Annotated in this window: 7 protein-coding genes and 1 tRNA gene; 4 read left to right on the top strand and 4 right to left on the bottom strand. The window is 75.1% G+C overall.

The features are described from left to right. Positions 1-96: 96 nt before the first annotated feature. Positions 97-1,047: a proteasome assembly chaperone family protein gene (locus J1M37_RS09140; RefSeq protein ID WP_052833426.1), complete on the top strand. Its 951-nt coding sequence runs from the start codon at positions 97-99 to the stop codon at positions 1,045-1,047. Between the two features lie 22 nt (positions 1,048-1,069). On the opposite strand, the gene mshC is transcribed toward J1M37_RS09140, so the two are convergent. The 3 genes from mshC to J1M37_RS09125 all read right to left on the bottom strand — a co-directional run bounded on the left by mshC (position 1,070) and on the right by J1M37_RS09125 (position 3,524). After that, positions 1,070-2,338 carry a cysteine--1-D-myo-inosityl 2-amino-2-deoxy-alpha-D-glucopyranoside ligase gene (gene mshC, locus J1M37_RS09135; RefSeq protein ID WP_036384808.1) on the bottom strand — a complete coding sequence of 423 codons (1,269 nt, stop codon included), beginning with the start codon at positions 2,336-2,338 and terminating at the stop codon, positions 1,070-1,072. A gap of 64 nt (positions 2,339-2,402) precedes the next feature. Beyond that, positions 2,403-3,236: an undecaprenyl-diphosphate phosphatase gene (locus J1M37_RS09130; RefSeq protein ID WP_036315183.1), complete on the bottom strand. Its 834-nt coding sequence runs from the start codon at positions 3,234-3,236 to the stop codon at positions 2,403-2,405. Positions 3,237-3,305: 69 nt separating this feature from the next. Continuing rightward, positions 3,306-3,524 carry a hypothetical protein gene (locus J1M37_RS09125; RefSeq protein ID WP_036315190.1) on the bottom strand — a complete coding sequence of 73 codons (219 nt, stop codon included), beginning with the start codon at positions 3,522-3,524 and terminating at the stop codon, positions 3,306-3,308. Between the two features lie 93 nt (positions 3,525-3,617). Here J1M37_RS09125 and J1M37_RS09120 point away from each other — a divergent pair, with 93 nt between their 5' ends. Further along, entirely contained in the window at positions 3,618-3,857 is a 240-nt protein-coding gene (locus J1M37_RS09120) for a DUF5703 family protein (protein ID WP_036384809.1), read from the top strand. Between the two features lie 51 nt (positions 3,858-3,908). Here the strand turns inward: J1M37_RS09120 and J1M37_RS09115 are convergent, their stop codons facing one another. Continuing rightward, positions 3,909-5,234, bottom strand: coding sequence for a M20/M25/M40 family metallo-hydrolase (locus tag J1M37_RS09115; RefSeq protein ID WP_036384810.1), 1,326 nt, complete (start codon positions 5,232-5,234; stop codon positions 3,909-3,911). Positions 5,235-5,350: 116 nt separating this feature from the next. On the opposite strand from J1M37_RS09115, the gene J1M37_RS09110 reads away from it, so the two are divergent. Beyond that, a tRNA-Leu gene (locus J1M37_RS09110) sits at positions 5,351-5,434 on the top strand. Positions 5,435-5,519: 85 nt separating this feature from the next. Continuing rightward, positions 5,520-9,029 carry a 4-alpha-glucanotransferase gene (malQ, locus tag J1M37_RS09105; protein WP_206452461.1) on the top strand — a complete coding sequence of 1,170 codons (3,510 nt, stop codon included), beginning with the start codon at positions 5,520-5,522 and terminating at the stop codon, positions 9,027-9,029. Positions 9,030-9,095: the final 66 nt, after the last annotated feature.

The following is a 9,095-nucleotide window of genomic DNA, read 5'->3' as shown; positions in this document are numbered from 1 at the left end:
GGCATGGAGTGCATCCTATCGAGCGCCGCCGCCGGGGTGTGCCGGGCGGGTCGCGGGCCGTGGCCCCGTCGTCGGGCCGTGTCTAGGCTGGCCGCCATGACCGACGCTACCTCCGAGGACCAGCCGGACGACGTCCTGGGCCCGCTGCGGACCCACCTGACGGCGACCGTGGACGCGCTCGAGGCCGGGCGGCGGGCCCCCACGGTCCTGTTGCTGGCCTTCGAGGGGTGGAACGACGCCGGGGAGGCCGCGACCGGGGCCCTGGGCGCGCTGCGGGAGCAGTGGGACGCGGCGGACGCGGGACGGGTGTGCGACGGCGAGTTCTACGACTACCAGGTCACCCGGCCGCTGGTCCGGCGCGACGCCGACGGGCTGGGGACGCTGGACTGGCCGGCGGTCACCCTGCACGAGGCGCTCCTGGACCGTGAGGGTCGGCCCGTCGCGGGCGAGGCCGCCCCGCCGGACGGGGTGCGTGTGCTCCTCGCCGTCGGCGTGGAGCCGAACGTGCGGTGGCGCGCGTTCCTCGAGGAGCTGTTCACGGCGGCCGACGCGCGTGACGTGGACGCCGTCGTGACGCTGGGCGCGCTGCTGGCGGACGTGCCCCACACCCGGCCCCTGCGCGCCCGCCCGACCTCGCCGCTCGTGGACGTGCGGGTGGCCGTCGGCGCGGACCGTCCGGTCTACGAGGGGCCCACCGGGATCATCGGCGTCATCGCGGACGAGGCCGCACGCCGCGGCCTGCCGAGCCTCTCACTGTGGGGGACGGTGCCCCACTACGTGGCCCAGGCGCCCTCCCCCAAGACGCTGCTCGGGCTGGTCGAGGCGGTCGAGGACCTGCTGCACGTGAGCGTGTCCACGCGCGGGCTCGAGGACGACGCGAGGGCCTGGCAGCGCGGCGTGGACGAGCTGGCCGCCGAGGACCCCGACGTCGCCGCCTACGTCCGGCAGCTCGAGGAGGCCCAGGACACCCAGCAGCTGCCGGAGGCCTCGGGCGAGTCGATCGCGCGGGAGTTCGAGCGCTACCTTCGCGGGCGCGGCGGACGCTGACGCCCGGCCCCGCCCGGCGGGGTCAGCGCAGGCGCAGACCCAGCAGCGCCGCCACGACGTCGACGACCGGCACCGGGTCGGCGGCGGCCTCGGCCAGGCCCGGCAGGGTGCCGGCCGCCCATGCGTCGAGGGCCTCCAGCGCGCGGGGGGCGTCGAGGTCGTCCGAGAGCGCCGCGTGGACCGCGTCCAGCACGGCGACGCCGGCGGCGGCATGCGGCCCGTCCAGGGCGGCGCGCCAGCGGGCCACCCGCGCCTGGGCGTCGGCCAGCACCTGCTCGGACCACTCCCAGTCCGACCGGTAGTGGTGCGCGAGGATCGCCGCCCGGACGGCCACCGGCTCGACGCCCCGCGCCCGCAGACGGGAGACGAGTTCGAGGTTGCCGAGGGACTTGGACATCTTCTCGCCGTCCAGGGCCACCATGCCGGTGTGCGCGTAGGTGTGCGCGAGCGGCAGGCCGTCGACGGCGGTGGCGTGCGCGGCGGAGAACTCGTGGTGCGGGAACCGCAGGTCGGAGCCGCCGCCCTGCACCGTGAACGGCGCCGGCAGGTGGGCCCGGGAGATCACGGAGCACTCGATGTGCCAGCCGGGCCGGCCGGAGCCGAGCGACCGACCGTCCCAGGCCGGCTCGCCCTCGCGGTGCACGCGCCACAGCAGCGGGTCCAGCGGGTCGCGCTTGCCGGGGCGGTCGGGATCGCCTCCCCGCTCCGGGAACACCGCGGCCATCTCGTCCAGGCCCATCGCGGAGACCTGCCCGAGGCGCCAGTCGGTCGCGGACTGGGCCGCGCGGACGTCGAAGTAGACGTCCCCGTCGGGCTCGCCGTCGCCGCCCGGCACGCGGTAGGCCCGGCCCGCCGCCAGCATCGTCTCGACGGCGTCCACCACCAGGCCCACCGCCTCGGTCGCGCCGACGTAGTGGTCCGGGGCGAGCACCTCGAGGGCGGCCATGTCCGCACGGAACAGGTCGGTCTGCTCCTCGGCGAGCGCGCGCCAGTCGACGCCGGTCGCCTCGGCCCGCTCGAGCAGGGGGTCGTCCACGTCGGTCACGTTCTGGACGTAGGCGACCTCGAGACCGGCCGCGCGCCAGTAGCGGTGCAGCAGGTCGAAGGCCACATAGGTGCTCGCGTGGCCGAGATGCGTCGCGTCGTACGGGGTGATCCCGCAGACGTACAGCGAGGCGCGCTGCGCGTCGTTGCCCGGATGCCGAGTCCGTCCCGTGGCGGTGTCGTGCAGCCGCAGCCGGTCGGGGCGGCTCGGCACGGCGGGCGGGGCGGGGGTGCTCCAGGACTTCACGGGACTCCTCAGATCGGGGTGGTTCGGCGGTGCCGGGCCGCCATGCCCGGCGGCGGGAGCGGGCTCAGGCGCTGATGACGCCCGCGCCCAGCAGGGCGAACAGGACGCCGCCCAGGAGGATGCGGTACCAGACGAACGGCAGGTACGAGTTGGTGCTGATGAAGCGCATGAGCCAGGCGATGACCGCGTAGGCCACCACGAAGGCGATCGCGGTCGCGACCAGCGTCTCCCCCATGCCGTACGGGCCCTGCGTGCCGGGATCGGTGAGCGAGGTGTACAGCTTGTACAGGCCGGAGGCGAACACGGCGGGCACCGCCAGCAGGAACGCGTAGCGGGTGGCGGCGGGCCGGGTGTAGCCCATGGCCAGGCCGGCCGCGATGGTGCCGCCGGAGCGCGAGACGCCCGGGATCAGCGCGAGGGCCTGGGCCAGGCCGTAGAGGACGCCGTCCCGCACGGTGAGCTTCTCGAGCGGCTTGGTCTGACGGCCGAGCCGGTCCGCCAGGGCGAGCAGGACGCCGAACACGATGAGCATGGTCGCCGTGATCCACAGCGACCGGAACTCCGTGTCGATCCAGTCCTCCAGCAGCAGGCCCAGGACCGCGATCGGGATCGAGCCCACGATGATCAGCCAGCCCATGCGCGCATCGGGGTCCGAGTGCGGGATCCGCCCCGTGACCGCGGCGCACCACCGGCCGATGATGCGGGTGATGTCGCGCCAGAAGTAGATGAGGACCGCCAGCTCCGTGCCGAGCTGCGTGATGGCCGTGAAGGCCGCCCCCGGGTCGGTCGCGGAGGGCAGGAACTCGCCCACGATGCGGATGTGGGCGGAGGAGGAAATGGGCAGGAACTCCGTGAGGCCCTGCACCAGGCCCAGGATGATGGCTTCGATCCACGTCACGGAGGGTCACTGTACGCCACGGCCCCGGGTGGGAACCCGGGGCCGTGCGATCCGTCACGAGCAGGACGGTCAGTCGTCGTCGTCCTCGTCGTCGAAGAGGTCGAGCGGGGTGACCTCCTCGGTGTCCGCGTACAGGGCGTCCTCGTAGGCCTCGAAGGCGTCGGCCACGGCGAAGAAGGCGGCTTCGACGGCGGGGTCGTCCTCGCCCCGCTTGTTCTGCGCGGCCACGAGGTGTTCGTTCAGGGCGGTGGTGAGGGCCTCGAGGGCCATGCGGGCGTCAGAGCTCATGGGTGAACGGTAACCCGGTGGCCGGTGACGCGGCCAGGGGTGGGCCGTGCGGGACCGGCCGCCGGACCCGACGCCGTCTGCCAGGATGGGCGGGTGCGTGAACAGCTGATGTCCTCGACCCTCGACGCGATCTCCCGCGGACAGAAGTGGGAGTACCTGGTGATGACGGTCGCCGCCCACGAGTCCCTCGCCGACGCCCGGCGGCGCCTCGTGGAGCACGCGGAGTACGGCCAATGGGAGCTGCAGCGCTCCGTGCACTACCGTGACGGGGCGCGCCGCTACTGGATGCGCCGCCGGGTGATGCGCGTGGCCTCGACCCTGCAGACGGTCTGAGGCGCGGGCGCGACGACGGCGCCCCGGCCCTCGTCGCGCCCGCGGCCCGGATCAGCGCGGCTCCAGCATCCGCTCGAGCACCCGGCAGCCGAACTCGAGCGCGTCCACGGGCACCCGCTCGTCGATGCCGTGGAACAGGGACGTGAAGGCCAGGTCGGCGGGCAGGCGCATGGGCGCGAAGCCGTAGCCGGTGATGCCCAGCCGGGAGAGGGACTTGTTGTCCGTGCCCCCGCCGAGCATGAACGGCAGCACCTGGGCCTCGGGGTCCTCCGCCTGCAGCGAGGCGATCATCAGCTCCACCAGGTCCCCGGAGAAGGGGGTCTCCAGGGCGACGTCCCGGTGCTCGGGTGCGATGGTCACGTCGGGACCGGCGAGCTCGGCGATCGTGGCGAGGGCGGACTCCTCCTCCCCGGGGATCAGGCGCACGTCCACGGTGCCGGTGGCCGAGGACGGGATGACGTTGTGCTTGTAGCCGGCGGTCAGCCCCGTCGGGTTGGACGAGGTGCGCAGGGTGCCGGCCACCCAGGAACGGGCCTGCCCGAGCGCGTCGAGCTGCGGCGTCGGGTCCGTCTCGTCGAAGTCCACGCCCATGATCTCGGCCACCTGTTCGAGCAGCGCGCGCGTGGTCTTGGTGTACACGAGCGGCCACTCGTGCCCGCCGATGCGGGTCATGGCGCCGGCCAGCCGGGTGACCGCGTTGTCCGGGTGCGGGGCCGAGCCGTGCCCGGGGGCGCCCTCCGCGGTGAGGTTGAGCCAGGCGAGCCCCTTCTCCGCGGTCTGCACGAGGTAGGCGCGCGAGCCGTGCACCTCGGTGGAGAAGCCCCCCACCTCGGAGATCGCCTCGGTGCACCCGTCGAACACCTCGGGGTGATGGTCCACGACCCAGCGTGCGCCGTAGACGCCGCCGGCCTCCTCGTCGGCGAAGAACGCAACCGTCAGGGGTCGCCGCGGCCGGCGGCCCGTGCGGGCCAGGTGCAGCAGCACCGCGAGCACCATGGCGTCCATGCCCTTCATGTCCACGGCGCCGCGCCCCCAGATCATGCCGTCCTTGAGCTCGGCGCCGAACGGGTCCACGCTCCACTCGTCCGCCTCGGCGGGGACCACGTCCGTGTGCCCGTGGATGACGAGCCCCGGCGCCTCCGGATCCCAGCCCGGCAGGTGCCCGACGACGGAGACCCGGCCCGGCGCCGACTCGAAGAAGCGGGGGGTCATCCCCGCCTCGGTCATGAGCCGGGCGCAGTACTCCGCGGCCTCAGGCTCACCGACGGAGACGTTGCCCCCGCGGTTGGTGGTGTCGATCCGGATGAGGTCGCGGCAGATCTCCACGACGCGGTCCTCGGGGCGCGAGCGGGCGGGGTTCTCGATGTTCTCGACCATGGTTTTGAGCCTAGCCCGAACCCGTGCTATCTTTCTCGAGTTGCCCGGAGCGGGACGGACCGGACAGGACCGGAACGCGGTGGGCGACGGAGCCTCTCCCAGGGCTCCACCGATGAGCGCGAGTGGCGGAATTGGTAGACGCGCAGCGTTGAGGTCGCTGTGTCCGCAAGGACGTGGGGGTTCAAGTCCCCCCTCGCGCACCGCTCGTCGAGCAGCAGGGCCCCGGTCGTCACGACCGGGGCCCTGCGTGTTCCCCGGACCGGCGTCCCCTCTAGAGTGGTGTCTGTGCGACGGCAGGCGCCGTCGGTGGAACCGCACGACGGCATGGAGGACCTGATGGCCCTGGAAGCCCCCGCACTGCTGCACCGGCTCGCGCGAGCCCACGGGGTGCAGCCCGAGTACGTCGGGCAGGACGGCTCGGCCCAGACCGTGCCGGACGAGGCCCTCGTGAAGGTGCTCGCCGCCCTCGGGGTGTCGGTCCGTCCGGACGGGGTCGCCGCTCTGGCCGAGGCGCTGGAGGAGGCGGAGACGGCCCCCTGGCGGGACGTGCTCCCGCCCACCGTGGCCGCCCGGTCCGGCCACCGCCTGTCCGTGCCGTGCCACGTGGCCGCGGGCGAGCCGGTCGTGGCCCGCGTGCGCACGGAGGACGGGCGGACCCTCGAGGTGAGCGTGAGCGAGCCGGTGTCCGAGGTCCGCCTCGTGGACGGCGTCGAACGCGAGCGCGTCCACGTTCAGATCCCCGCCGACCTCGCCCCGGGCTGGCACCGGCTGGAGGTGACCAGCGGCTCCGGCTCCACCGCCTCCGCGGTCCTGGTCTGCGCCCCGACCCGGCTGAGCACGGCGCGTCCCTTCCTCGAGCGCCGCGGCTGGGGCGCGGCCGCGCAGGGCTACTCGGTGACCTCGGCGGACTCGTGGGGCATCGGCGACGCGGCGGACATGGCGTCCCTGGCCGAGATCGTCGCCCGGCACGGTGCCGACTTCCTGCTGCTGCACCCCCTGCACGCGATCGAGCCCGGCCCCCATCCGGCGGACTCCCCCTACTCCCCCGTCTCCCGTCGGTTCCTCTCGGCGCTGGTCGTGCACGTGCCCTCGATCCCCGAGTTCGCCGACCTGCCCGCCGCGGAGCAGGCGGAGCTGCGGTCGGCCGGCGCCCGCGTCCAGGCGGAGCTGGAGCGCACCGGCCGGATCGATCGGGCCGCCGTCGCCGCCGTCCTGTGGCCCGCGCTGCGCCGCGTGCACGAGGTGCCCCGCTCCCCCGAGCGCGAGGCCGCCTACGCACGGTTCCGCGCCGAGGCCGGCCCGGGCCTGGACGACTTCGCCCTCTGGTCCGTCCTGCGGCTGGACGGCGACGGCACCGGACCCGATCTCGCCGACCCGGCCTGGGCGCCGGGCGGGGTCGAGGCGGAGCGGGTCCGCGTCGAACGCGCGACCGACGTCGACCTGCACCGCTGGGTGCAGTGGATCGCCGCCGAGCAGCTCGCCGGCGTGCAGGAGCGGGCCCGGGCGGCCGGCATGCGCATGGGCGTCATGGTGGACCTGGCAGTCGGGGCGACCCGCGAGACCGCGGACGCGTGGATGCTCGGGGACGTGCTGGTGCCGACCATGTCCGTCGGCGCGCCGCCCGAGCTGTTCAACCAGCTGGGCCAGGACTGGTCGCAGCACCCCTGGCATCCGCGCCGCCTGGCCGAGACCGGCTACGCCGCGTTCCGGGACATGCTGCGCACCGTGCTGCGCGGCGCGGGCGGCATCCGGATGGACCACGTCCTGGGGCTGTTCCGCCTGTGGTGGATCCCGGAGGGCGCCGGTGCCACCCAGGGCGCGTACGTCGAATACGACCACGAGGCGATGCTCGCCGTGCTCACGCTCGAGGCCGAGCGGGCCGGCGTCGTCGTGGTGGGCGAGGACCTCGGCACGTTCGAGCCGTGGGTGCAGCGCCGCCTGGCCGAGGCCGGCGTGCTCGGCACGTCGATCCTGTGGTTCGAACAGGAGGACGGCGAGCCCACCCCGCCGGAGCGCTACCGGCGGCTGGCCATGGCGGCGGTGAACACGCACGACCTGCCGCCCACGGCCGGTTACCTCGAGGGCGTCCAGGTGGACCTGCGCGAACGGCTGGGCCTCTACACCGTGGACGTCGCCCAGGAACGCCGCCGGTCGGCGGAGGAGGTGCGCGCGTTCCTCGCCGCCGCGGCCCGGCGCGGGCTGCTCGCCGAGGCGGACGTGGACGTCCCCGACGCCGGCCCCGAGGTGCGCGAACGCCAGATCGTGGCCCTGCACCGCCTGCTCGCGCAGGCGCCCTCGGCCCTGCACAGCGTGGCGCTCGTGGACGCCGTGGGCGAGCGGCGCATCCAGAACCAGCCCGGCACCCTCCAGGACCAGTACCCGAACTGGACTGTGCCGCTCGGCGACGGCGCCGGACGGATGGTCTCCGTCGAGGACCTGGCGGACTCGGCGTCGGCGGCCCGGCTGTTCGACGCCGTGGACGCCGAACTGCGGGCGTCCGTGCCGGTGGGGATCGGGGTCAGCCTGCACACCTCCCCCCTGGCCCAGCCCGGCCGCGGCGACGCCGGCGGCATGAACGTCTACGTGCGGCAGGCCGCCGTGGCCCTGGCCCGCCGGGGCGTGCGGATGATCCTGCTGACCCGGGCGGAGGAGCCGGTGGGAGCGGATGCCGCACGGGTCCGGATGCTGGACGCCGGCGGGCAGGCCCCGCCGGTCACGGTCGTGGACCTCGCCGCCGGGCCGTCCGCTCCCGTGCCCAAGGAGGAGCTGGCGGGACTCGGCGCCGAGTTCACCCGCGCGGCCCTGGACTGGCTCGCCTCGGACGCCGTGCCGGGCGGTCCCGTCCTCGGTGGCGCGGACGCCCCGCCCGTCGCGTTCGTGCACGGCCACTACTGGCTCTCCGGGTCCACCGCCGCGGCGCTGGCGCGGGCGGCGCACGCCCCGTACCTGCAGACCATGCACACCACGGCGGCGGCGAAGATGCTCGAGGACCCCGAGCTGCGCGAGCCGGCCGCGCGGATCGAGGCCGAGCGCGAGGTCGCCGAGCGGGCCGACCTGCTCGTGGTCAACTCCGCCGCCGAGGTCGCCGACCTGCGCGAGCTGCTGGACGTGCCCCGCGCCCGCACCCGGGTGCTGCCCCCCGGGGCCGACCTCGAGACGTTCACGCCGGAGGGCGCCGCGCAGTGGCCGGGCGCCCCGGAGGACGACGGGGCCCTGCGCGTCCTGTTCGCCGGCCGCGTGCAGCGGCACAAGGGCCCGCACCTGCTCGTGGCCGCCCTCGGGGTGCTGCGCGAGCGGGCCGGTGGCGCGGGCGCCGACCCGGGGGTGCGCCTGCACGTGAACGGGGCCGCTTCGGGGGACGACGAGCTGGACCTGGCGGGCCTGGCCGCGCGGGAGGGGGTCGCCGACCTGGTGACGTTCTCCGGGCCGGTGCCCGCGCCCGCCCTGGCCGCCCAGTTCCGGGCGGCGGACGTCGTGGCGATGCCGAGCGCGTCCGAGACCTACGGCCTGGTCGCCCTCGAGGCACAGGCCTGCGGCACGCCCGTGCTGGCGCACCGGGTCGGCGGACTGGTCTACGCGGTCCTCGACGGCGTGTCCGGCCGCCACGTGACGGCGGGCACCCCCGAGGCGTGGGCCGATGCCCTGGCCGAGATCCTGGCGGATCGTGACGCCTGGGCGGCACTGGGGACCGGCGCCGTGCGCCACGCCGCCGGTCACTCGTGGGAGGCCTACGCGGACGGGCTGCTCGAGGCCGTCACCGCCGTGCCGCGGCGGTCGCCCGGGCTGGACGCCTGACCGCCCGAACGCACCGGCCCGCCGAGACAGCGAGTCTCGGCGGGCCGGTGCGCGGGCCCGGTGGCC

It is taken from the genome of Micrococcus sp. KRD012 (assembly GCF_017168555.1).
Taxonomy (GTDB): Bacteria; Actinomycetota; Actinomycetes; order Actinomycetales; family Micrococcaceae; genus Micrococcus; species Micrococcus luteus.
The sequence above is the reverse complement of the archived record's forward strand: the minus strand, read 5'-3'. Positions and strand labels throughout refer to the sequence as shown.